The organism is Citrobacter sp. Cpo109, assembly GCF_030332565.1.
Taxonomy (GTDB): domain Bacteria; phylum Pseudomonadota; class Gammaproteobacteria; order Enterobacterales; family Enterobacteriaceae; genus Citrobacter; species Citrobacter portucalensis.
In genome coordinates, this window is sequence record NZ_JAOWHQ010000069.1 from 1 (window position 1) to 24,560 (window position 24,560).

Annotated in this window: 19 protein-coding genes and 1 tRNA gene; 11 read left to right on the top strand and 9 right to left on the bottom strand. The window is 50.9% G+C overall.

What is annotated here, in order from left to right; translation table 11 throughout:
• Positions 1–147: 147 nt before the first annotated feature.
• Positions 148–1,128: an IS5-like element ISKpn26 family transposase gene (locus OGY71_RS18020; protein WP_016156491.1), complete on the bottom strand. Its 981-nt coding sequence runs from the start codon at positions 1,126–1,128 to the stop codon at positions 148–150.
• Positions 1,129–1,181: 53 nt separating this feature from the next.
• On the opposite strand from OGY71_RS18020, the gene fimC reads away from it, so the two are divergent.
• From fimC to sfmF, 4 genes are read left to right on the top strand one after another with little or no spacing between them, the layout of a single operon-like run.
• Positions 1,182–1,877, top strand: a complete 696-nt coding sequence (gene fimC / locus OGY71_RS18025; protein ID WP_286613520.1) for a type 1 fimbria chaperone FimC — start codon at positions 1,182–1,184, stop codon at positions 1,875–1,877.
• Positions 1,878–1,884: 7 nt separating this feature from the next.
• Complete coding sequence (locus OGY71_RS18030; protein ID WP_286613521.1) at positions 1,885–4,506, top strand: fimbrial biogenesis usher protein; 2,622 nt, start codon at positions 1,885–1,887, stop codon at positions 4,504–4,506.
• Positions 4,507–4,510: 4 nt separating this feature from the next.
• On the top strand, positions 4,511–5,518 hold the full coding sequence (gene fimH / locus OGY71_RS18035) for a type 1 fimbria D-mannose specific adhesin FimH (protein WP_003831117.1): 1,008 nt from the start codon (positions 4,511–4,513) through the stop codon (positions 5,516–5,518).
• 34 nt (positions 5,519–5,552) lie between these two features.
• Positions 5,553–6,047: a fimbria assembly protein gene (sfmF, locus tag OGY71_RS18040; protein ID WP_174785122.1), complete on the top strand. Its 495-nt coding sequence runs from the start codon at positions 5,553–5,555 to the stop codon at positions 6,045–6,047.
• 49 nt (positions 6,048–6,096) lie between these two features.
• Here the strand turns inward: sfmF and fimZ are convergent, their stop codons facing one another.
• From fimZ to fimW, 3 genes are all read right to left on the bottom strand, one after another.
• Complete coding sequence (gene fimZ, locus OGY71_RS18045; RefSeq protein WP_003831119.1) at positions 6,097–6,729, bottom strand: fimbria biosynthesis transcriptional regulator FimZ; 633 nt, start codon at positions 6,727–6,729, stop codon at positions 6,097–6,099.
• 586 nt (positions 6,730–7,315) lie between these two features.
• Positions 7,316–8,038 carry a fimbria biosynthesis regulator FimY gene (gene fimY / locus OGY71_RS18050; protein WP_286613522.1) on the bottom strand — a complete coding sequence of 241 codons (723 nt, stop codon included), beginning with the start codon at positions 8,036–8,038 and terminating at the stop codon, positions 7,316–7,318.
• 386 nt (positions 8,039–8,424) lie between these two features.
• Positions 8,425–9,018: a fimbria biosynthesis transcriptional regulator FimW gene (gene fimW / locus OGY71_RS18055; RefSeq protein WP_008784010.1), complete on the bottom strand. Its 594-nt coding sequence runs from the start codon at positions 9,016–9,018 to the stop codon at positions 8,425–8,427.
• Between the two features lie 253 nt (positions 9,019–9,271).
• Between fimW and OGY71_RS18060 the strand changes: the two genes are divergently transcribed.
• Positions 9,272–9,348, top strand: a tRNA-Arg gene (locus tag OGY71_RS18060).
• Positions 9,349–9,385: 37 nt separating this feature from the next.
• Here the strand turns inward: OGY71_RS18060 and torS are convergent.
• The gene (torS, locus tag OGY71_RS18065; protein ID WP_286613523.1) at positions 9,386–12,151 is read right to left on the bottom strand and encodes a TMAO reductase system sensor histidine kinase/response regulator TorS; all 2,766 of its coding nucleotides are present in this window, start codon (positions 12,149–12,151) and stop codon (positions 9,386–9,388) included.
• A gap of 82 nt (positions 12,152–12,233) precedes the next feature.
• On the opposite strand from torS, the gene torT reads away from it, so the two are divergent.
• The gene (gene torT / locus OGY71_RS18070; RefSeq protein ID WP_126955888.1) at positions 12,234–13,265 is read left to right on the top strand and encodes a TMAO reductase system periplasmic protein TorT; all 1,032 of its coding nucleotides are present in this window, start codon (positions 12,234–12,236) and stop codon (positions 13,263–13,265) included.
• Here torT and torR read toward each other — a convergent pair.
• The gene (gene torR, locus OGY71_RS18075; protein WP_286613610.1) at positions 13,238–13,930 is read right to left on the bottom strand and encodes a two-component system response regulator TorR; all 693 of its coding nucleotides are present in this window, start codon (positions 13,928–13,930) and stop codon (positions 13,238–13,240) included. The genes torT and torR overlap by 28 nt on opposite strands.
• A gap of 131 nt (positions 13,931–14,061) precedes the next feature.
• On the opposite strand from torR, the gene torC reads away from it, so the two are divergent.
• From torC to torD, 3 genes are read left to right on the top strand one after another with little or no spacing between them, the layout of a single operon-like run.
• On the top strand, positions 14,062–15,240 hold the full coding sequence (torC, locus tag OGY71_RS18080; RefSeq protein WP_003831126.1) for a pentaheme c-type cytochrome TorC: 1,179 nt from the start codon (positions 14,062–14,064) through the stop codon (positions 15,238–15,240).
• Positions 15,230–17,770, top strand: coding sequence for a trimethylamine-N-oxide reductase TorA (torA, locus tag OGY71_RS18085; RefSeq protein ID WP_267387851.1), 2,541 nt, complete (start codon positions 15,230–15,232; stop codon positions 17,768–17,770). Before torC ends, torA begins: the two co-directional genes overlap by 11 nt.
• Positions 17,767–18,381, top strand: coding sequence for a molecular chaperone TorD (gene torD, locus OGY71_RS18090; protein ID WP_003831129.1), 615 nt, complete (start codon positions 17,767–17,769; stop codon positions 18,379–18,381). Before torA ends, torD begins: the two co-directional genes overlap by 4 nt.
• 55 nt (positions 18,382–18,436) lie before the next feature.
• Here the strand turns inward: torD and uspF are convergent, their stop codons facing one another.
• Positions 18,437–18,865 (bottom strand): universal stress protein UspF, encoded by a 429-nt coding sequence (uspF, locus tag OGY71_RS18095; RefSeq protein ID WP_003831130.1) that lies wholly within the window; start codon positions 18,863–18,865, stop codon positions 18,437–18,439.
• Between the two features lie 529 nt (positions 18,866–19,394).
• Between uspF and OGY71_RS18100 the strand changes: the two genes are divergently transcribed.
• Together OGY71_RS18100 and OGY71_RS18105 are read left to right on the top strand one after the other, a co-directional pair.
• Complete coding sequence (locus OGY71_RS18100) at positions 19,395–20,489, top strand: NapC/NirT family cytochrome c (RefSeq protein ID WP_048235934.1); 1,095 nt, start codon at positions 19,395–19,397, stop codon at positions 20,487–20,489.
• A 20-nt stretch (positions 20,490–20,509) separates the two neighbouring features.
• Positions 20,510–22,954 (top strand): trimethylamine-N-oxide reductase 2, encoded by a 2,445-nt coding sequence (locus OGY71_RS18105; protein ID WP_191235682.1) that lies wholly within the window; start codon positions 20,510–20,512, stop codon positions 22,952–22,954.
• Positions 22,955–23,023: 69 nt separating this feature from the next.
• On the opposite strand, the gene OGY71_RS18110 is transcribed toward OGY71_RS18105, so the two are convergent.
• Both OGY71_RS18110 and OGY71_RS18115 read right to left on the bottom strand, forming a co-directional pair.
• Positions 23,024–23,827, bottom strand: coding sequence for an MBL fold metallo-hydrolase (locus OGY71_RS18110; protein ID WP_003831133.1), 804 nt, complete (start codon positions 23,825–23,827; stop codon positions 23,024–23,026).
• Positions 23,828–23,910: 83 nt separating this feature from the next.
• Positions 23,911–24,414 carry a hypothetical protein gene (locus OGY71_RS18115; protein ID WP_003831134.1) on the bottom strand — a complete coding sequence of 168 codons (504 nt, stop codon included), beginning with the start codon at positions 24,412–24,414 and terminating at the stop codon, positions 23,911–23,913.
• Positions 24,415–24,560: the final 146 nt, after the last annotated feature.

The following is a 24,560-nucleotide window of genomic DNA, read 5'->3' on the forward strand; positions in this document are numbered from 1 at the left end:
GGAAGGTGCGAATAAGCAGGTCATTTCTTCCCAAGCTGACTCGCTGATTAAAATTTCGCGGATCTGGGCCGATTTTTTTCCCGCAAACACATCGAATCAGCCTATTTAGGCTATTTTTTCCACCATTTCTGGCGTTATTTCCGGTTTTTACTGAGATCTCTCCCACTGACGTATCATTTGGTCCACCCGAAACAGGTTGGCCAGGGTGAATAACATCGCCAGTTGGTTATCGTTTTTCAGCAGCCCCTTGTATCTGGCTTTCACGAAGCCGAACTGCCGCTTGATGATGCGAAACGGGTGCTCCACCCTGGCACGGATGCTGGCTTTCATGTATTCGATGTTGATGGCCGTTTTGTTCTTGCGCGGATGCTGCTTCAAGGTTTTTACCCTGCCGGGACGCTCGGCGATCAGCCAGTCCACATCCACCTCGGCCAGCTCCTCGCGCTGTGGCGCTCCTTGGTAGCCGGCATCGGCTGAGACAAATTGCTCCTCTCCATGAAGCAGATTACCCAGCTGATTGAGGTCATGCTCGTTGGCCGCGGTGGTGACTAGGCTGTGGGTCAGGCCACTCTTGGCATCGACACCAATGTGGGCCTTCATGCCAAAGTGCCACTGATTGCCTTTCTTGGTCTGATGCATCTCCGGATCGCGTTGCTGCTCTTTGTTCCTGGTAGAGCTGGGTGCCTCAATGATGGTGGCATCCACCAAAGTGCCTTGGGTCATCATGACGCCTGCTTCGGCCAGCCAGCGATTGATGGTCTTGAACAATTGACGGGCCAGTTGATGCTGCTCGAGCAGGTGGCGGAAATTCATGATGGTGGTGCGATCCGGCAGGGCGCTATCCAGGGATAATCGGGCAAACAGGCGCATGGAGGCGATTTCGTACAGGGCATCTTCCATGGCACCGTCGCTCAGGTTGTACCAATGCTGCATGCAGTGAATACGCAGCATGGTCTCCAGCGGATAGGGCCGTCGGCCATTGCCCGCCTTGGGATAAAACGGCTCGATGACAGCGGTCATATTCTGCCATGGCAGAATCTGCTCCATGCGGGAGAGGAAAATCTCTTTTCGGGTCTGACGGCGCTTAGTGCTGAATTCACTATCGGCGAAGGTGAGTTGATGGCTCATGATGTCCCTCTGGGATGCGCTCCGGATGAATATGATGATCTCATATCAGGAACTTGTTCGCACCTTCCCTAAAATCAGGTTTTATCCTTTTACTGGCCTTATTTTCTGCTGCCAGTGTTCAGGCTGCAGGCGGTATTGCATTAGGCGCTACTCGCGTTATTTATCCAGCCGATGCCAAACAAACGTCCCTGTCTATTAGCAATAGTGATACCAAAGAACGTTACCTGGTCAATTCATGGATCGAGAATAGCGCAGGCGTTAAAGAAAAATCGTTTGTGGTTACGCCTCCGTTGTTTGTCAGCGAGCCCAAAAGCGAAAACACGCTGCGTATCATCTATGCAGGTGTTCCGCTGCCTAAAGATCGTGAGTCGCTGTTCTGGATGAACGTGAAAGCCATTCCGTCAGTCAATAAAAACAGCCTCGAGGGTAAAAACGTTCTGCAACTGGCGATTCTGTCCCGCATCAAGCTTTTTGTACGTCCGAATAATCTGCAGCAAATTCCGGAAGATGCGCCCGGGATGCTGAAATTCTCCCGTACCGGCAACCACCTGAAAATCAACAATCCGTCAGCGTATTACGTCACCTTGGTCAATCTCAACGTGGGGAAAACGAAGGTTGATAACGTGATGGTCGCGCCGAAAAGTGATGCGCAGGTCCTGCTACCAACGGGCGTTCAGGGCAATGTCACGTTCCAGACGGTCAATGATTATGGCGCCGTGACCCCGGCCCAAACGGTTAGCGTGCGTTGAGATAACGATGAATAAGACAACGTATTTTCCTGGCCTGTTACCGGGGGTTACGCCACCGCTGGCGGGGGTGGCGTTGTCCACGATGGAGGCGCTCTTTCCCTCTTTAAGCCATGGGGAAAGCTATTTTAATCCGGCCTTTTTATCCGCGGATACGGCAACCGTGGCGGATTTATCACGTTTTGAAAAAGGCAATCACCAGCCTGAAGGCGTTTATCGTGTGGATATCTGGCGCAACGATGAGTTTGTTGCCACTCAGGATATACGTTTTACGACCAGCGCGGGAAAAGCCGGGGAGAAGTCCGGTGGGCTGATGCCATGTTTTGGACTCGACTGGGTGAAGCGCCTTGGTGTCAATATCACCGCATTTCCGGCACTCAGTAAGGATGCGAACGATACCTGTATCAATCTACCTGAGGCGATTCCAGGCAGCGAGATTGCATTTGATTTTTCTACCCTGCGCTTAAACGTCAGCCTGCCTCAGGCGTCAATGTTAAACAGCGCGCGTGGCTATATTCCGCCGGAAGAGTGGGATGAAGGGATCCCGGCTGCGCTGGTCAACTACAGCTTTACCGGTAGCCGCGGCAGTGACACTGACAGCTACTTCTTAAGTATGCTCAGTGGCCTGAACTATGGCCCCTGGCGCTTGAGAAATAACGGCGCATGGAGCTATTCCAAAGGTGACGGATACCACTCACAAAGCTGGAAAAATATCGGTACATGGCTTCAGCGCGCGATTATCCCGCTGAAGGGTGAACTGGTGATGGGCGACAGCAACACCGGCAACGACGTTTTTGACAGCGTCGGGTTTCGCGGGGCGCGGCTCTATTCCTCAGACAGTATGTATCCCGACAGCTTACAGGGCTACGCGCCTACCGTTCGCGGCATTGCGCGTACCGCAGCGAAACTGACCATTCGTCAGAATGGCTATGTGATTTATCAAAGCTATGTTTCACCGGGCGCTTTTTCGATAACCGATCTCAACCCGACGTCATCCAGCGGTGACCTTGAGGTGACAGTGGACGAAAAGGACGGCAGCCAGCAGCGCTATACGGTGCCGTACTCCACGGTTCCCTTGTTACAACGAGAAGGGCGTTTCAAATACGACGTGGTTGCTGGGGATTTTCGCAGCGGCAATAGCCAGCAATCTTCACCGTTTTTTTTCCAGGGAACATTAATTGCCGGGTTACCAGAAGGCTACACCGCTTATGGCGGTACGCAGCTGGCCTCACGTTACACCGCGGTAGTTTTAGGCACTGGCCGAAACCTGGGGGACTGGGGGGCGGTTTCTGTGGATTTAACCCATGCGCGCAGTCAGCTGGCGGATGACAGTACGCATCAGGGGCAGTCTTTGCGTTTTCTGTATGCAAAATCGCTGAACAACTTTGGCACAAACTTCCAGCTGTTGGGATATCGCTACTCAACGCGCGGCTTCTATACCCTTGATGACGTCGCGTATCGCAGCATGGAAGGCTATGAGTATGAATACGACAGCGAAGGTAATCGCCACGACATGCCCGATGTGAAGAGCTATCACAATCTGAGTTACAGCAAAAAGGGCCGCTTTCAGATTAACATTTCGCAGAACCTGGGAGACTACGGCTCGCTGTATGTTTCGGGGAGTCAGCAAACGTACTGGAATACCTCAGACACCAATACCTGGTATCAGGTGGGCTATGCCAGCGGCTGGCAGGGGATTAGCTATTCACTCTCCTGGTCGTGGAATGAATCGGTAGGCATCTCCGACACCGACCGTATTCTGGCATTCAATATGTCAGTGCCGTTCAGCCTGCTAAGCGGACGGCGCTACTCGCGTGATAACGCGCTCGATCGCACCTACGCCACCTTTAATGCCAACCGCAACAGCAACGGACAAAACAGCTGGCAGAGCGGGATCGGCGGGACGTTACTGGATGGGCGCAACCTGAGCTACAGCGTGAATCAGGGGCACAGCAGCACCAACGGCTACAGCGGAAACGCCAGCGCCAACTGGCAGGCGGCCTATGGCACGCTGGGCGTGGGATACAACTACGATCGCGATCAGCATGACTACAACTGGCAGCTCTCCGGCGGCGTGGTGGGGCATGCGGACGGTATTACGCTCAGTCAGCCGCTGGGGGACACCAACGTGCTGGTTAAAGCGCCTGGCGCGCAGGGCGTACGAGTAGAAAACCAGACCGGCGTGCAAACCGACTGGCGTGGATACGCGGTGATGCCGTATGCCACCGTTTATCGCTATAACCGCGTCGCATTAGATACCAATTCAATGAACAACAATACCGATGTGGAAAATAACGTTAGCAGCGTCGTGCCAACGCAAGGGGCATTAGTGCGCGCGGCGTTTGATACACGTATCGGTGTGCGGGCGCTGATAACCGCGAAATATGCAGGTAAACCTGTGCCATTTGGCTCCGTTGTGCGTGAAAACACCAGCGGCGTGACCAGTATGGTGGGCGAAGACGGGCAAATCTACCTGAGCGGCTTGCCGCTAAAAGGTGAATTACTGATCCAATGGGGGGAAAGCGCTAACGCTCGCTGCGTGGCGCACTATGCCTTGCCTGAGGAGAGTCTGAAACAGGCGGTGACGCTCACGAACGTTACGTGCGAATCTCCAACAGCACGACAGGAATAATACGATGAAACGACAAACGGGTTTGTTACTGGGATGCGCTTTACTGCTGATGGCCCATTCGTCATGGGCGACAGTCTGCCAAAACTCGAATGGCACACCAACGGATGTTTTTTACGATCTGTCGAACGTCTTTAACAGCAGCAATAACCGGCCGGGACAGGTGGTGACGTTACCGGAAAAATCGGGCTGGATTGGCGTTAATGCTACCTGTCCGGCCGGGACGACGGTGAATTACACCTATCGAAGCTACGTTACGGAACTCCCTGTGCAAAGTACAGAAAATGGTTTTCAGTACCTGAAACTCAATGACTACCTGCTGGGGGCTATGAGCATCACCGATAGCTCTGCTGGGTTGTTTTATCCCCCGCGTAATTATATCCGTATGGGAACTCATCCCAACGTACCTAAGCAGCAGCCTTTTGGCGTAATGGATTCAAAGCTGGTGTTTAAACTCAAAGTGATTCGCTCGTTTATTAACATGGTGCCGATCCCGCGCCAGACCATGTTCAGAGTCTATGTCACGACCAGTACTGGAGATGCGCTAAGCACGCCGGTTTATACCATCAGCTACAGCGGTAAGGTGGAGGTTCCACAAAACTGTGAGGTGAACGCAGGGCAGATTGTCGAGTTTGATTTTGGCGATATTGGCGCATCGTTGTTCAGCAAGGCGGGGGCAGGAAACCGTCCCGAAGGCATTAATCCGCAGACCAAAACGGTGGCGATAAAATGCACCAACGTCGCTGCACAAGCCTACTTAACCATGCGGGTAGAGGCCGAGAAAGCCTCCGGGCAAATGATGGTATCGGACAATCCTGACTTAGGGTTCATTGTCGCCGACAAAACCGGTAGACCGCTGACGCCCAATAATCTGTCCAGCACGATCCCATTTCAACTGGATGATAACGCCGTGGCAAACGTGAGTATTCGGACATGGCCGGTCAGCGTGACAGGGAATAAACCTACCGAAGGGCCTTTTACTGCCCGTGGCTATCTGCGAGTAGATTATGACTAACAAGCAAACGCCAACTTCATGGGCGCTTTTGGTGATGCTGCCCATACTGATATTCAGCTCGTTGTGCCATGCGGCCTCATCGCTGGGCGAAATCAATATTGAACTGCGCGGAAACGTGGTGGACTTTACCTGTGCGGTGATTGCCAGTGACAGCAATAAGTCGGTTGAATTGGGCACCTGGCCAACAAAGCAGTTACAGACCAGCGGGGATACTACCCAACCAGTCGCGTTTACGCTGAAGCTGGAAGGCTGCCCGCCGGGATCCGCGTCAATAACGTTTTCTGGTACTCCGGCCCCCGGTACGACGTTGTTGGCGCTTGATGACGCAGTGATGGCGCAAAAGGTGGCGATCGAACTGCATGACAGCGACCGTACGCGATTACCGCTCGAGCAGGCCAGCCAAACCGTGGGGATTGATGAGAACGGCAATGCCACGCTGACCTTTTTCGCCAACTATATCGCGTTAGCAGACGGGGTTCAGCCAGGCCTCGCCAGGGCCGATGCCACATTTATGATTAACTATAACTAATCAATGCGCGGATAAAATGCTCCCGAACGAAGTCTCGCCGGGAGTGCTATTACATTAATTCATGCATTTTTGCGTAATCGATCAGCTCAACGATAGTATGTAAGCCGAGTTTGGCGTAGATGTTAGCTTTGTGAGCACTAATCGTTTTATTGCTGAGTAACAGCTGCTCAGCAATTTCCTTATTAGAGAGGCCATTTGCCAGATAACGCAAAACCGTAACTTCGCGATTAGAGAGCGGCATGTCATTCAATACACCTTTTTTCATATTTATATTGTTAATGAAGTTTAGGGTGTCTGAAGGGAAAAAAGAATATCCCGATAAAATCATTTTTACCGCATTGTAGATATCATTCAAATCCTTTCGTTTACTGACAAAACCATTTGCACCGGCCCGGATAGCACGCCCGGCATAAAAGGACTCCGATTTGGAGGAGAGAAACAGCACCCGAGTATTCTCCTGCAGAGACTTTATTCTCTTGAGTAATGTAAATCCATCTGAACCAGGTAGTTCAATATCCAGAATGACAAGATCGACAGGGTAAGTGCGCAGGTGCTCTATTGCCGTACGGCTGTCATCGGTCTTCAACACAACCTGGATATTACTGTTTTTTTCAAGTAGTACTTCTATCGACATTCTGACAATAGGGTGTTCGTCCATAATGATAACGGATGCTGGTTTCATTGTTGTATGCCTCAAACTGTATGCGTATCTTGATAATTTTATAAAACATCAGGCGTTATAATATTGTCAAATAGCCAAGGGTTGTTCTGAGGGAGAGTCGAATAAATATTATTTCATCCTTGTTTATTCGGTTGCTCTTCTACAGAACAATGAATTTGTGGAAAATCCATTTCACACTGGGAAAACTAACAATTAATCAGAAAACTATGGGGATTATACCTGCTCTGTTCTTTCGGAAAAGGCTTACAACATTCAGGTTGTTAATGTCAGTTAGGATGTTCTAAAAGATCCAGATGTGTTAATGACTATTGGCATTATTTTACTGCTGTTTGAATTATGGCAGACTGAAAAAAATTTTTAAATGGTAAAAACAATACAATAAACTAATTGTTTAGGATTTGTTAAGGTGGGAATGACGCTATTTGTGCTGATATGCACAGAATCAGTATGGTTTACTGGGGTGGTGGAAGTTAGCATAATACCAGGAATAGTTGTAAATATTAAATAGTTGTGAAATTTAGATCTTTTATCTCATATAAAAATAAGTAATTTCCTAAAAAATCTTATGGCACATAGGGTTAGGGTGTTAAATTAAATGAGCAGAGGTAACGCTGAGGCGATGTATCAGGTGCAAAAAATGCTGCCGGTTTGCTAAGCCCAGACGCGCAATCAGCTGGTTCAGGCGATAGATGATACGGTGGTAGGGGCGAGCTTGTAACAAAGCAATCTCTTTTAAGGAGTTACCTTGTAAAAGTAATTCCACCATCTCCCAATCGAGCTGGTTTATGTGCCTGGAGTGAATATAGTTAAGGACTGGCGACAAGAAAGCGCGGCGCATCTCCGGGAGGCGCAGGCTACGTGACAAGATATAAAATGGACCGGACAGAGAAATAAAAGGGATTAGGTCTTCATCGTGGCGGGAAAGCAATATGAAGATTTGGATGTTATTCCGCGGTTTAATTAGCTGGCGCAGATACTCCAGAACATCAAAATAAGAGATTGTTAAACCTTCCATATCAACCACTAACTGACTAATTACCGACTCTCGCAGGCTGACTTTGGCCGATTCAATGGTCTGGAAGATCGCGGTACGTGCTCCTGAAAATAAATGTCGACCCAGCGCATAGGCCAGATAGTAATCTGTCGTAATAATCGCCTGAGATATAGTGTCACTCGGTAATGCGTATTCGATTTTTTGCGTCAGATACTCAAGTTGGTCAAATACCTGTGATGTGTAGTGAGGATATTGCCAGGTACAGTTAGTGTTTCGTATTCGGCGATGTCGATCCCGGCGTTTTGCGCTGTGCATCCTTTTCCATTCCATTTCTGTTGCGGCAGGTCTGGATAAATTGCCGACTATAAACATCCCTGACCCAAGTTTTCTCCAGCGTAAAGGCGAGTTTCCTTGTGCTGTTGGGTTTCAATGCTTCAGCAATCATCAGACTGGCAATTGCGTATCCCATCAGAATAATCTGCCGGAAGTTTTCTGATGTCTTACTCAATGCCCAAAAAGTCGTTTTATCCAGTTCAACCTCTCTATGGGATTAGATAAAATATTACCGGGTGTGTCTTTCTGTTACCCCGGAAATAGTAAGCCAGGATTATTCTGGCAGCCTGAAGCCAGGTACAGTAGGTGTCGATACTTAATTGGTGATGAGATTTTTCTCAATAAAAAATCAGGCAGAAAGATGCCACCTAATTTTGTAGAAAGTTCAGATGCGCCCGGATGTATCTTAAGAATTGCTGATCGTTTTTCACATGCAGCTTTTTCATAATGCTGCGACGGGTGGCTTTGGCCTGAATTTCGCTTACCGAGAGCAGGTGAGCCGTTTCGGCTAAGGTATAGCCGCTGGCGAGAAACATTAAGAACTGACGTTCTTCGATAGAAAAGTTGCGAGTGGTGCAGTAATGGCAGATAGTTGCGGGCACGTTGTTGCGCAGCGCACGTTTTTGCAGGATGAGGACTAATTTTTTAGTCATTTCCTCAACGTCATCTTCCCGATAGATCAGTGGCAACATGTACAGGCAGGGCCGGAACATCAGCTTATCTTTATCGTTTCTGTTGCAGATGACAACCCGGTGTTGGCGGCGGGTATGGACCGGAATCTGATAGCAATCGGCGCTGAGCCAATCTTCATCTAGGGAAATAAACGCGATGTCAGCGCGATCGATATCCTCGACAGGCAAAAAGCAAATCTCCTGATGCCACTGATTTGCCAAATGGGAGATGATAATTTTTAGTCCATGTTCGAAGTGACTGTTTTCTTCCTTGATGGCGATACTTAACATTAAAGAGTTCCTGAACCGCTGGAGGGGTAAGGGAATGTTAAGCAAAATCATAAATATTCTAAATACATGTATCCCTAAATCTGGCGTTTCGTGAGCTGAGTTGTTACCAGGCGATTTCCTGGATACCCTTGAACAAGCAGAAAAAATCAACATTCGTTCACTTCGCCAGCAACTGAAACAAAAGGCATTGACTCAGCAGGCGCTGACCGTATAATTCACGCGTTTCATCTGCATGAAGTAATCACTTCGCAATGCGCCCTTAGCTCAGTTGGATAGAGCAACGGCCTTCTAAGCCGTAGGTCGTAGGTTCGAATCCTACAGGGCGTACCATTCAAAATCAGTCCCTATACTCAGCTTCAACGTACCGTTACGCGCGGGACAATTTTTCTTTTTCCAGCCAACGTTCTACCTCATAAAGACTTTGTTGGATCTCCTCTCTGAGTGAAAAATCACCCAACGGCTGCTGTTCAAGTGCTGCACACATCGTGCTGGCTGAGCGCATTCCCATGCTGGCGCAGCTGCTTTTTAGCTGATGCGTCAGACGTTTTATCCGCTCGTCGTCATGTGCTGCGCGGGCAGCGTCAATCTCATCTAATACAGGAAGAGTGTGTTGCTTAAAGAGCGCTAACCATTCGTGCACCTTTTGCCATCCCATAACCTGGATATCTCCAGCCAACTGCTGAAAATCTAACCGTTTGTTGTCATTTTCTGATGCAAGCGGGGGAGTCGCACTACCATGCAGATAATGCGTAATAAGTCGACTGAGTTCATCCCGGGGGACTGGTTTTTGAATAATGCCAAGGAACAGGGTGCTGGTTCTTTGGCTTAGCGTTTCGTCGATGACGTGCGCGCTAAAGCCGATCAGGCTAAGTGCCGGATAGTCGTGGGCTAACTGCTGTGCCAGCGTGATCCCGTCAATATCAGGAAGATCGAAATCAACCAGAGCAGCATTGTAGCGTGTATCTTCCTGCAATATTTTTAGCGCCTCAGCGGCACTGCTGGCAGCAGTAACCTGTGCGCCATTGAGGATGAGCATTTCAGTACTGATACGTTGTGTAAGAGGATTATCCTCGATAAGCAATAAGCGTAAGCCCTGTAACGATATGGAACGTTGTGCGGGTTTCATGATGGGCATCGTGGTTGCCCGCAATGGCAGACGCAGCTGGAAACAGCTCCCGACGCCGGGTGTGCTGGTGACGCTCAGCTCTCCCTGCATTGCCTGGGCGAGACTGGCGCTGATGGTTAGTCCGAGCCCGGTTCCACCTCGTTTACTGCTTACCTGAACAAACGGCTGAAAAATATCGTGCTGGCGGGCAGGGTCAATTCCACATCCCGTATCTTCAACCTCGATGTACCAGTTTTTGCCCTCACATCGGCTATGCAGGATGATGTGTCCCCGATCGGTAAAGCGTAGTGCGTTGTTTAATAAATTAGTAATGATTTGCCGGATACGGCGCGGATCGCCACGCAGGGAAGCGGGAACGTCATCGGCAAAATCCGCAACCAGCACGACCGGGCGACCAGCAACGCGGCTGTTCATGAGTTGAATCGTACTTTCCAGCAAGGGTTTGGGTTCAAAAGGCTCATCGCCTATTGCCACATTTTTTCCACCGGCTTCGATGGCGGAATAGTCCAGGATATCGTTGAGGATGGTCAGCAAAGACTCGCCCGAGTCGGTGATTGCGCGTAGATTTTCCCGATGTTGTGCCAGGACGGGATTGTCTGAGAGCAACTGCGCAGTGCCGAGGATACCATACAGCGGGGTGCGTATTTCATGGCTCATGGCGGCAAGAAACGCCGATTTTGCCTGGTTAGCTTTTTCAGCTTCTGCACGGGCCTGTCGGTGTTCAGATACCATAGAACGCAGCTCGGCGGTGCGAGCTTTAACCTGTGCGGCCAGATGTTCGCGATGGCTATTGAGGGCGTGAACGCTGCCGCGAAAGGCATCCATCAACCGCCCGATTGTATCCAGTTCACGAACGCCTGCGGTTTCCGGGAATGGGGAGTCAATATCCCCCTCCAGCAGACGCTGTAACGCCTGGGTTTGCTGTGCCAGTGGTCGAGTGACTGAGCGATAAACCACACGCCAAAGTATAAGAATCAGCAAACATAATGACACGCCACCTAACAGCAGCAGCAAGTGTTGCCCGCGCTGGCTGGTCTGTTTGAGATGCGCCAGTCCACTTTGATTACGCTGGCCGATGGTTTCCACCAACTGGCTGACTTCGCTACTGAAACGGGTAAATTGCTCGATATTATTCTGCGATAAGATCTGCAATTGGGTCGTGATGTCATTATCCTGGCGATACAGGGACAGCAGCTCAACATAACGGCTAATCGTATTGACGGTGTTGGCCACCTGAGTGCGCACCACGGGATCTTCAATACGTATTTGTCGGCGCTGAAGTACTCTGACGGCGGCATTCAACTGGTTTTCCAGCGCAGCGAGGTTATTCTGCGCCTGGTTATTCCCCAGGTTCATGACCATTTGCTGCACGCGTAGCGCACTCAGGCGCAGTTCATTCATCTGGTTATAATATTCCAGATCGATATCGATGAGCCTGTCCAGCGCGTGTTCAGCGGCCTGCCCCTGATGGCTCTCAATCAAATCGTAAATGCTGGCCTGTGTCGCACCTGCCGACGTGGCGGCATTACTGGCCTGTCCGCGTGCCATTTCGGCAACGTCAGCGGTGGCCTCAATAATTTGCTGGCTGAGTTGTTGCTGTTGAGCGCGTAATTTCAGGCGTTCGCCAACCATCTCCCCCTGGTGGCTTAACGATCGGGCGATTTCTTTCTCCTGCTGTTCAATAGCAGAAGTATCAAAGCCCTGTTCACGAAGGGTTTTGAGTAATGTGGTTATTTTCAGGCTCTGGGCGGTTAACATTCTCCCCTGAGCCAGCCACATATTTTCATTGTCTGCGGTGGTCAGATTTTGTGCGGAAAACAGTTCCCAGGCGCTGGCTTCGCTGAGCTGGCGCGCCATATCCATGGTTGGAATTAGCGCCTGGGTATTGGCCTGCTCAACCTTGCTGACAAAACGCAGGTTATACCAGCCTGTCAGCGTACTGATGAGAGTCAGTGCCGCCATCAGCGCAAAGCCTATCCACAGTCGTTTAGTCAGAGATAAATTCACTGTCTGGTCGCCACAGTTTAAAAAGGTTGAGTCCAAAAGAGGAAAGCAACTAGGATAAAGCCTTATCAATGTTGAGGCTATCATGCGCGTATTGGTTTTCCTGTTAATCACGATTTTTCCCGGTTTGAGTCATGCGGCTGGAGCCGCATTGCTGCGCTGGCAGGATACGCAGCAGGCAGTCCCGGAACTGCAATCGGACGTTACTGCAAACAAAGTCTGGAAACTGTGCGCGCTGTATCCCAGCCTGAAAGACTCCTATTGGCTTTCAGTGAATTACGGCATGCTTGAGGCGGCGAGAAAATACGGAGTAAGTCTGAAGGTGTTAGAGGCGGGAGGGTATCGTCAGTTCTCCACGCAAAAAACACAAATCGCCCAGTGCCAGCAATGGGGAGCAGATGCCATATTGCTGGGTAGTAGCACGACGACCTTCCCGGATCTTTCCGCGCAGGTAGGCGCGTTGCCGGTCATTGAGGTAGTGAATGCGATACACGATCCGACGGTGAAAGCACGGGTTGGCGTTCCGTGGTTCCAGATGGGGTATCAGCCGGGCCGCTATCTGGTCAAGTGGAGCGGCGGCAAACCGTTAAAGGTTCTGCTATTGCCAGGACCTGATGACGCCGGAGGCAGTCGCGAAATGGTGGCAGGATTCCGTCAGGCGATTGCCGGTAGTCAGGTGCACATCGTGGATGTGGCGTTGGGGGATAATGATATTGAAGTTCAGCGCAACCTGTTGCAGGAGATGCTTGAGCGTCACCCGGAGGTCGATGTGGTTGCCGGTACGGCAATTGCTGCGGAAGCGGCGATGGGAGAGAAGCGGAATCCGGGGACGCCGCTAACCGTGGTCTCTTTTTACCTGTCGCATCAGGTATATCGCGGACTTAAACGCGAAAGAATCATTATGGCTGCTAGCGATCAGATGGTCTGGCAAGGTGAACTGGCGATTCAACAGGCGATCAGGGTGCTACAAGGGCAACCGGTACCGGAAAATATCAGTCCGCCGATCCTGGTGCTCACCCCGAAAAATGCCGACAGCCAGCATGTTCAGCGCTCGCTGTCTCCTGGCGGGTTCCGTCCGATTTATCTGTATCAGTACACGTCGGCCGCTAAAAAATAACCTTCGCCGTGCTGTGTCACCAGTAAATCAGCCCGTAGCTTGTGGCGCAAACGGCGGATCAATACATCCACGGTGCGTAAGTCTGGATTGTCTACCCGTCGTGCCGAAAGCATACGCAGTAAACGTTCGCGGCTGAGAATTTCCCCCGGATTGGTGACAAAGGCGACCAGCATTTCATACTCGGCGCGGGTGAGTTTGATCGTCTCATCGCCCAGCTCCAGGGTATGCCGGGAGACATTCAGACAGTATCCGGCAAACTGATAGCAGTTATCTTTGGTCTCCGGCTGTGCCTGACGGGCAAGATCGGTACGCCAGAGCAAATTTTTAACCCGAACCACCAGTTCACGTAGCTCCAGCGGCTTGGTGACATAATCATCAGCGCCCATTTCCAGGCCAACGATCCGGTCAATTTGATCGCTACGACCTGTCACCAGAATGATCCCCACCGTTGAGCGTTCGCGCAGGGCGCGGGTCAGCATTAAGCCATTTTCGTCCGGGAGGTTGATATCCAACAGAATGAGATCGACAGGATGTTGTGACATGATTTCACGCAGACCAGCTCCGTTGGCGGTAACAGAGACATGATAACCTTCCTGTTCAAAATAAGCCTGTAACCGTGCCTGGGTGACCGGTTCATCTTCAACAATGACAATGTGATGCGGCATCCTGATGGCGTTCTCTTTCTGTTCATATCTGTTCACATTGTGCCGTAAGCCATTCATCCTGACCAGTGTTACTGTTCACATTTGAGAAATAAGATCCTCTGTAACTAAACCATAAGATTACAGGGGCTATTATGCGGAAACTATGGAGGGCGCTGCTCAGACCGAGCGCACGTTGGTCAGTGTTGGCGCTGGTCGTTATCGGGATTGTGGTCGGTATTGCGCTGATCGTCTTGCCGCACGTTGGTATTAAATTAACCAGTTCTACCGAGTTTTGCGTGAGCTGCCACAGTATGCAGCCGGTTTACGAAGAATATAAACAGTCTGCACATTTTCAGAATGCCTCCGGGGTACGCGCAGAATGTCATGACTGCCACATTCCATCCGATATTCCAGGCATGGTGAAACGTAAGCTGGAGGCCAGCAACGATATTTACCAAACCTTTGTTGCCCACTCTATTGATACTCCAGAGAAATTCGAAGCCAAACGCGCTGAGCTGGCGGAGCGCGAATGGGCGCGAATGAAGGAGAACAACTCCGCGACCTGTCGTTCTTGTCATGACTATGATGCGATGGACCACGCTAAACAACATCCTGAAGCTGCGCGCCAGATGAAGATTGCGGCCAAGGACAACCAATCCTGTATCGACTGCCATAAAGGTATTGCACACCAGCTTCCCGATATGAGCAGCGGTTTCCGCAAGCAGTTTGATGAGTTACGCGCCAGGGCGAACGACGATGGCGAGACGCTCTACTCTCTGGACATCAAACCTATTTATGCCGCCAAAGGTGATAAAGAACCTGCAGGCTCACTGCTGCCCGCTTCTGAAGTGAAAGTGTTAAAGCGTGATGGTGACTGGCTGCAAATTGAAATTGTCGGCTGGACCGAGAGTAATGGGCGTCAGCGCGTGTTGGCGCAACTGCCGGGCAAGCGCATTTTTGTGGCTTCCATTCGTGGCGACATCCAGCAGCACGTGAAGACGCTGGAGCAAACCACCGTTGCGGAAACGAATACGCCATGGAGTAAATTGCAGGCCACTGCCTGGATGCAGAAGGGCGATATGGTCAACGACATCAAACCGATCTGGGCTTATGCCGACTCACTCTATAACGGAACCTGTAACCAATGCCACGGCGCACCAGAGAAAGAACACTTTGATGCTAACGGTTGGATTGGCACGTTGAACGGCATGATTGGATTTACCAGTCTGGATAAACGTGAAGAACGTACCTTGCTGAAATATCTGCAAATGAATGCCTCTGACACTACGGATAAGCCGCATGGCGATAAGGGAGAAAGCAATGAAAAATAACGATCTCTTTCAGGCATCGCGCCGACGTTTTTTGCTGCAACTGGGCGGCTTGACCGTAGCAGGTATGTTAGGGCCTTCGCTGCTCACGCCGCGTAGCGCTAATGCCGCAGAGGTGCAGGGGGCAGGCGTCAAAGAGGGGATTCTGACCGGTTCTCACTGGGGGGCGATTCGTGCCACCGTGGTTGACGGTCGTTTCATTGAGGCCAGGCCGTTCGAGCGCGATAAATACCCGTCAAAAATGATTGCCGGACTCCCGGATCACGTACATGGTGGAGCGCGTATTCGCTACCCGATGGTCCGCGTGGACTGGTTGCGTAAACGCCATCAGAGCGATACCTCGCAACGTGGAGATAACCGCTTTGTGCGCGTTTCGTGGGATGAAGCGCTGGATTTCTTCTATCAGGAGCTGGAGCGCATTCAGAAGACTTATGGTCCGAGCGCGCTGCTAACGGCCAGCGGCTGGCAATCGACCGGGATGTTCCACAATGCTTCCGGGATGCTGGCGCGTGCCATTGCGCTGCATGGCAACAGCGTGAGTACGGGGGGCGACTATTCCACCGGTGCCGCTCAGGTCATTCTGCCGCGTGTGGTGGGATCAATGGAGGTCTATGAGCAGCAGACCTCCTGGCCACTGTTACTCGAAAACAGCAAAACCATTGTGCTGTGGGGTTCTGATCTCATCAAAAACCAGCAGGCGAACTGGTGGTGTCCGGATCATGATGTCTACGAATACTACGAGCAACTGAAGGAAAAAGTGGCACGGGGCGAGATTTCGGTCATCAGCGTTGACCCGGTCGTCACCTCGACTCATGACTACCTGGGCCGTGACAAGGTTAAGCACATCGCCGTGAATCCGCAGGCTGATGTACCGCTACAGCTGGCGCTGGCACACACGCTGTATACCGAGAAGCTCTACGATAAGCATTTCCTCGAGAACTACTGCGTTGGGTTTGAGCAATTTCTGCCTTATCTGCTGGGAGAAAGTGACGGACAGCCTAAAGATGCCCAGTGGGCGGAAAAAATCTGCGGGATTGATGCTGAGACAATCCGTGAACTGGCACGGCAGATGGCGGGCGGCAGAACGCAAATTATTGCCGGCTGGTGCGTGCAGCGTATGCAGCACGGGGAACAGTGGGCGTGGATGATCGTGGTGCTGGCCTCAATGCTCGGGCAAATTGGCTTACCCGGGGGGGGATTTGGCTTTGGCTGGCACTACAACGGCGCGGGCACCCCAGGGCGTAAAGGCGTTATCCTGAGCGGATTTTCTGGTTCCACCACCGTTCCACCGGTACATGACAGCACCGATTATAAGGGCTACAGCAGTACCATCCCGATCGCGCGTTTTATCGATGCGATTCTGGAGCCGGGCAAGAGCATTAACTGGAACGGTAAAACCGTCAAGCTGCCACCGTTGAAGATGTGCGTTTTTGCCGGTACCAACCCGTTCCATCGTCACCAGCAGATCAACCGTATTATTGAGGGCTGGCGTAAGCTGGAAACCGTTATCGCCATCGACAATCAGTGGACGTCGACCTGTCGGTTCGCTGACATCGTATTGCCGGCGACGACCCAGTTTGAACGTAACGATCTTGACCAGTATGGCAACCACTCCAACCGCGGCATTATCGCTATGAAGCAGCTGGTGCAGCCGCAGTTTGAAGCGCGTAATGATTTCGATATTTTCCGCGATCTTTGCCGCCGCTTTAACCGTGAAGAAGCGTTCACAGAAGGGCTGGATGAGATGGGCTGGTTGAAGCGCATCTGGCAGGAAGGAAGCCAGCAAGGGAAGGGACGCGGTGTTCATCTTCCGGCTTTCGACGTTTTCTGGAATCAGCAAGAGTACGTTGAATTCGAACATCCGCAGATGTTTGTCCGCCATCAGGCCTTCCGCGAAGATCCTGACCTTGAACCTCTGGGGACGCCGAGCGGTTTGATCGAGATCTATTCGAAAACTATTGCCGATATGCAATATGACGATTGCCAGGGGCATCCAATGTGGTTTGAGAAAATCGAACGTTCACACGGTGGGCCTGGATCGCAACGTTGGCCGCTGCATCTGCAATCCGTCCACCCGGATTTCCGTTTGCATTCACAGCTCTGCGAGTCCGAAGCGCTGCGTAAGCATTACGCGGTAGGTGGCAAAGAGCCGGTGTTTATTAATCCGCAGGATGCCAGCGCCAGGGGGATCCGCAACGGCGATATAGTTCGTGTATTTAACGCGCGTGGACAAGTGCTGGCCGGCGCGGTTGTCTCCGATCTCTACTCGCCGGGCGTGGCGCGCATCCATGAAGGTGCCTGGTACGATCCTGATAACGGTGGAGAAATCGGAGCGCTGTGTAAATATGGCAATCCGAACGTGTTAACCCTGGATATCGGCACGTCTCAGCTGGCGCAGGCGACCAGTGCGCATACTACGCTGGTGGAAATTGAGAAATATGCCGGTAAGGTGGATAACGTGACGGCGTTCAGCGGCCCGATAAAAATGGTGGCGCAGTGTGAATATGTCCCGGTGGAGAAGGTGACGTCATGATGAAACACACCTCCCTGACGACAGAACAGATGGCCTGTGTTTATGCATGGTTGGCGCAAATGTTTTCCCGGGAGCGCGACGGTGAGGGATTAGCGCAATTGCAGTCCAGCGAAATGGCTGAGTGGTTTACCGTGCTCAAAGGTGAACCGTTGCTTGAGGCGGATGTTCTTTTGCTGGAAGCGAAAATTGCCGCGCTCAAGGTACGTGAAGACGCTACCCTGGAACTGGCGGCTGATTTTTGCGGCCTGTTCCTGATGTCGGATAAACACGCCGCGTTACCCTATGCGTCGGCTCATCTTGAAGAAGGGCCAAACTACGGGATCATTAAACAACTGTTATCTGATGCGGGCATGCAGGTAAGCGATACGTTTAGCGAATCAGCCGATCATCTGGCGATTTTTATCGAACTGCTGAGCCATCTGCATTTTTCTCTTGGTGAGCCAGGGGTTAGCCGTCAGCGTATTGATGCGTTGCGCAGAGAAACGCTGGCGGGGCTGTTACGCTGGTTACCGGAGTTCACCACTAAATGCCGCAGATATGATGACTTTGGTTTCTACGGTGCGTTGAGCCAGCTGCTGCTGGCATTTGTCAGGCTGGATCATCAGAACTGAGTGATGGCCTGAGCCACAGAAAAACGGGAGCACATTCGCTCCCGTTTTAACCCTATCACCGCACAACCAGCACCGGGCATTTCGCGTGGCGGACTACGGCTGCCGCCGTTGACCCCAGCAAATACGTGCTAAAACCGGGCTTATGTGAGGCAATCACAATAAGCTCGGCGTCCACCGCCTCCGCCAGCTTGAGGATCTGATCCTTCGGTGGGCCGTAAACTACGTGGGTCTGAGTCCTGCCGGCAGGAATATTGAACTGCTTAATAATCTCTTCGAGTTTTTCGCTGGCCTTGGCCTGCAGACCACTTCTGTCCGGAAATTCGGTAGAGTAGGCCAGCCCCAGAGAGGCATAGAACGGAACGGTAGGAATAACGGCTAAAAAGTGGACCTTCGCGGTTTTGGCATGCGCCTGGACCTGCGGCACAACATGACGAGTAAGATCGGCTTCAGAGATATCAATGGGCACCAGAATTGAGCGATACATATTCACTACCTCCTGTTTGTTTTACCTCTATCCCAGAGTGTAGCGAAAGTTGTTTCTGTATAATAAGTGACCAGATCAAGGATGTGTGCATCAGTGCGCGTCAATGAAATGTGTGTGTCGTATGGCTGGCCGTAATGTATATGTGAGCGAAACAGTAAGATAGGTATCTTCATTAATACGTGTAATCGCAAAATAGAAAAGGGTTCTTTTTTACATGCTTTCATTGTATATTTAATTATATAACGAGTATTGGCATGTGATTAATTTCAGCGACTTTTACTGTTTATAAAATTTTTATTCTGAAGTTTGTGTGGTTAATGGATAATCAAACCTTGCATGTAGAATAAAACTCTAATTTTAAACGAAATTTGATATTTACATTTCATTCTCACTAATTATGCGAGCCCCTTCAAACTTACCCGTTGGCTGATTCTTATTTCTCTCTTTGCTTGATGAATATCAATAAATAGCTGCTTTAGGATATTTATTGTCTACCTCTAAAAGGGTATTCATCTGATGGAAATAAAAGATGAGAAAAATAAATAAAACTATCCTATGGACGATGCTGCTGTGCATTGTTCTTGGTGCAGTTATTGTTTTGGCGGGGCAATGGACATTACATAAAACCTCGAGTACAGAATTCTGTTTGTCTTGCCATACGATGCAGGCGCCCTACGAAGAATATACAGGCTCGGTTCACTTCCAGAATCAGAAAGGCATTCGCGCAGAGTGCGCGGACTGTCATATCCCGGAGGGCGGTTTGGATTTTCTGGTGGCTAAGCTGCGGGCCTCAAAAGATGTTTATCATCAGTTCATAACCAAAAAAATCGATACCCCGGAAAAATTTGAAGAACACCGTCTGGAGATGGCGCAAACCGTTTGGGCACAGCTCAAGGCTAATGATTCTGCGACCTGCCGTAGCTGCCACAGTATGGACGCCATGGATCTTGCCGCACAAAGCGCGGATGCTCAGAAGATGCACAAAATGGGCATCGCGGAAAAGCAAACCTGTATTGATTGCCATAAAGGCGTCGCCCATTTCCCACCTGAAATAAAAATGGATGACAGTGCGCTTAAAGGGCTTGAAGCGCAGTCAGCCTCCACCCCAGCTTCAGCAACTGAACTTTATGCTGTGAGCAACACCGCGTTGGGCGATCTGGGAACTGTTTACCCGGCAACTAAAATGCAGGTCCTGAAAACAACGGACAACGCGCGACTGGTCGAGATTCGCGGTAGCCAGATGCAAGGAAGTGAACAGGTTATTTACTACGCAGCAGGGCAGCGTTTGATTCTTGCCAGCCTGAGTGAAAAAGGTCAACAGTCGCTGAAGATCCTCTCCGACTGGAAAAAAGATGACTACGGCAATGCGTGGCGAGATGTCGTGCTGCAGGGCGAATGGAGCGGTTCCGCACTCGCCAGCCGTGAACCTATGTGGGATTACGCGCGCAAACTCGACAATGTTTACTGCGCGGGCTGTCATGCGCCAATTCCGGCGAATCACTTCACGCTCAACGCCTGGCCTTCAGTAGCCAAAGGGATGGGGGCTCGCACCAATATCAGTGAAACCGAACTGGATATCCTGAGCCGTTACTTCCAGTACAACGCTAAAGACATGAATAAATAAGCGATCAATCAGGAGAAATCATGAAACTCACAAGACGTGACTTTATTAAGACGGCTGGCGCGGCAACCGGGACAATGGCGATTTCTTCGGTGATCCCAATGCCAGCCTGGGCCGAAGGCCAGAATGGCGGGGCAATCCTGACGGCAGCACGTTGGGGTGCGGTATACGTGGAAGTAAAAGACGGAAAAGTGGTTTCCTCAAAAGGTGCGTTGCCGAAAACGGTGCCGAACTCATTACAGCAAACCGCGCCAGATCAGGTTCATACCAATATCCGCGTTAAGTATCCGATGGTGCGCAAAAGCTATCTGGAAAACCCGGGTAAAGCGGATGGCAAACGCGGTAACGATCCTTTCGTGCGGGTTAGCTGGGAGCAAGCGCTGAAGCTCATTCATGAACAGCACAGCCGGATCCGCAGCAGCTATGGTCCCGCTTCGATATTTGCCGGTTCTTATGGCTGGCGATCCAGCGGCGTTCTGCATAAGGCGCAAACCTTACTGCAACGCTATATGAGCATGGCCGGTGGCTACGCTGGGCATACCGGAGATTATTCAACCGGTGCCGCGCAGGTGATCATGCCATACGTTGTGGGATCGGTTGAGGTTTATGAGCAGCAAACCACCTGGCCGATGGTGCTTGAGCACAGTCAGGTCGTGGTGCTGTGGGGGATGAATCCGCTCAACACCCTTAAGATTGCCTGGAGCAGCACGGATGAACAAGGGATTGAATACTTTAATCTGCTGAAGAAATCAGGGAAAAGCGTCATCGCCATCGATCCGATGCGTTCTGAAACTATCGAGTTCTTTGGTGATAACGCGACCTGGATTGCGCCACATATGGGGACCGATGTGGCAATGATGTTAGGGATAGCCCATACGCTGGTGAAGAAAAACCTTCACGACAAAGCCTTCCTGGAAAAATACACTACCGGATATCCGCAGTTTGAAGAGTACCTGCTCGGCAAGAGCGATAAAGTAGAGAAAACCGCCGAGTGGGCATCTGGCGTGTGTGGCGTGCCTGCTGAGCAACTGGAAAAGCTGGCGGAAATTTTCTCCAGCAACAAAACCATGCTCATGGCAGGTTGGGGGATTCAGCGCCAGCAATACGGTGAGCAAAAACACTGGATGCTGGTGACTCTGGCGGCGATGCTGGGGCAAATTGGTACCGAAGGCGGCGGCTTCGGGTTCTCTTATCACTATTCCAACGGCGGTAACCCAACGCGCACCGGTGGGGTCTTACCGGCGATCTCCGCCAAAATTGAGGGTGGGTCATCGGCAGGTAATGACTGGGCGGTTTCCGATGCGGTGACCAGCCTGCCGGTAGCGCGAATTGTCGAGGCGCTGGAAAACCCAGGCGGCAAATATCAACATAACGGTAAAGAGCAAACCTTCCCGGATATCAAAATGATCTGGTGGGCGGGCGGCGCTAACTTTACCCATCATCAGGATACCAACCGCTTAATCAAAGCCTGGCAGAAGCCTGAACTGGTTGTCATCTCTGAATGCTACTGGACCGCTGCGGCCAAACACGCCGATATCGTTCTGCCAATCACCACCTCGTTTGAGCGTAACGATCTGACCATGACCGGTGATTACAGTAACCAGCATCTGGTACCGATGAAGCAGGTCATTGAGCCGCAGTTTGAAGCGCGTAGTGATTTTGACGTCTTTGCCGATCTGGCTGAGATGCTCAAGCCGGGGGGGAAAGCTGTCTACACCGAAGGCAAAGACGAAATGGCGTGGCTGAAGCAGTTCTATGACGTCGCGCAAAAAGCCGCCCGCGCCCAGCGTGTCGCCATGCCTCAGTTCAACGCGTTCTGGCAGCAGAATAAACTGATCGAAATGCGTGAGAATGAAAAGAATAACAAATATGTGCGCTACGCGGATTTCCGCAGCGATCCGGTGATGAACGCACTTGGAACGCCGAGCGGCAAGATAGAAATCTACTCGAAAACGATTGAAGGCTATCAGTATAAAGACTGTCCGCCGCATGCGTCCTGGATTGAACCGGATGAATGGAAAGGAACTGCGGATAAAGATCAGCTGCAGCTACTGACGGCGCACCCGGCACATCGTCTGCATAGCCAGCTGAACTACGCGTCGCTGCGTAAAGAATACGCGATTGCCAATCGTGAACCGGTGACGATTCATCCGGATGACGCAAAAGCCAGAGGGATTGCCGAGGGCGATCTGGTCCGCGTATGGAATGCTCGCGGACAGGTTCTGGTTGGGGCGCATGTCAGCGACGGCATCAAACCGGGCATCATCTGTATTCATGAAGGTGCATGGCCGGATATTGAAAACGGTATCTGTAAAAATGGCGGCGCGAACGTGCTGACGGCGGATATCCCGACTTCAAGACTGGCGAATGGTTGTGCCGGGAATACCAGCCTGGTATACGCAGAAAAATACACCGGTGAAGCGCCAAAACTCACCGTCTTTGATGAACCAGCAATTGTCACCATGTAATGATGACTGATAAACGGGGGCCGTAAGGCTCCCGTTTTTTTATGCTGTTTGGGCAACGTTTTACTGTTGTTACTCAGCCAGCACTATCACATCTCCCGTTGCCGGGGCGTCAGTTCGCGGTAGCCACAATCGCCCCCACGAACCGGTACAATGACAGCCGAGCAGTTTTTCGGGGTGTTGTTGCTGAATAAATTGTCGGGTCCGCCATAGCTTAGCGGGGGAGGCTGCACGTAAATGAAACCCACCGACGAGGGCATAAATTTTGTTAACCCCGGTGATTTTCTGGCAATGGCGTACGATGTTCTCTATTCCCCGATGCCCGCAACCAGTAATGATGACTAACCCGCGTGCAGATTTATAGATCAATACACCTTCGTCACTGATGTAATCTGGCTGGAGTGTTTTCTCGCTAATCACGCCATAGGACTGTGGTGTGCGGACGCTAATTTCTCCGGACCACAAAAAGCGATCGCTGATAGCCAGCGGCTCGCGGGTGTATTCCATGATGAATCGAGAGTAGTTGTTATCACGCGAGAGTTTTTTAATTTTTCGTGGTGTTCCCGCAACCGTTATCGATGCGTAACGCTCGCAGGCCAGTTGAGGATGGCAAATGATACGGCTGTTATCCGCAAGCCACGGCACGCCGCCGCAGTGATCATAATGACCGTGCGAAAGTACTACGGCGGTTAATTGGGTCAGGTCTACGCCCATTTGCGTAGCGTTATGCATGAAGCTGCCATCCGGCCCGGTATCAAACAATATTGTGGTTGTTTCATCCTGAACTAACAGACTTAATCCAGGCTTGGCCAGTAATGTTTTTCCAGCGCCAGCAGCATGTCGGTTTTCAAGCAGCACCGTGAGGGTCAAAGCCATGTCTGACTCCAGTATTAAAACGGCATACTGTAATGCATCGCTTTTGAGAGCGCTGTGATCGCAGCGCTCTTTAGCGGTATCTGTTATTCACGCACAATTTTGCCAGCGTTTCCTGCATCGCTGTCATTCCAGCTACCGTGACCATTTGTTTTAATCGTGTAAGTGGCATAGCCGACACGGAAGGTCATCGTATCCTTATAGGTATTTACGTCACGCACTTCATTACCATTGACGTAAACGCCGGAATCTTCGACGTGAATATCAACGCTGCGTTGACCATTGGCAAATTTGGCTACGTAATTTCCGCTGAATTTGCCATCAATACCGGCATTATCGTGGTTATCCCGGTCTGCGGTATTTTGCTGTTTTTCACCATGATGATGACGATTCTGCTGGCCGTTGCTGTTCTCAATAAAGCCATGATCGCGGTTCCACTGATAGGATTTATTCACATCGCAGCCATTGAGTTCACTCATCTGCGTACAACCTGAACGTTCATACTTTTTCTGCATTGCCGGGGTAATTGCACATGCTGTTGTGGCAGTTGTCAGACCAAGGACCAGGAGGGTTAACAGACGTTTATTCATTTTTTTACTCACTATCATCATTAAATTTATTTATAGGAATGCGAACTTTTGGATTGTCATGTTTACGACGACGGCAGTCTCCCATTAAATATTAATGAAGCATACCAGGGGGAATCCTAATTTATAATTAGGGTGGGGTGATCAAT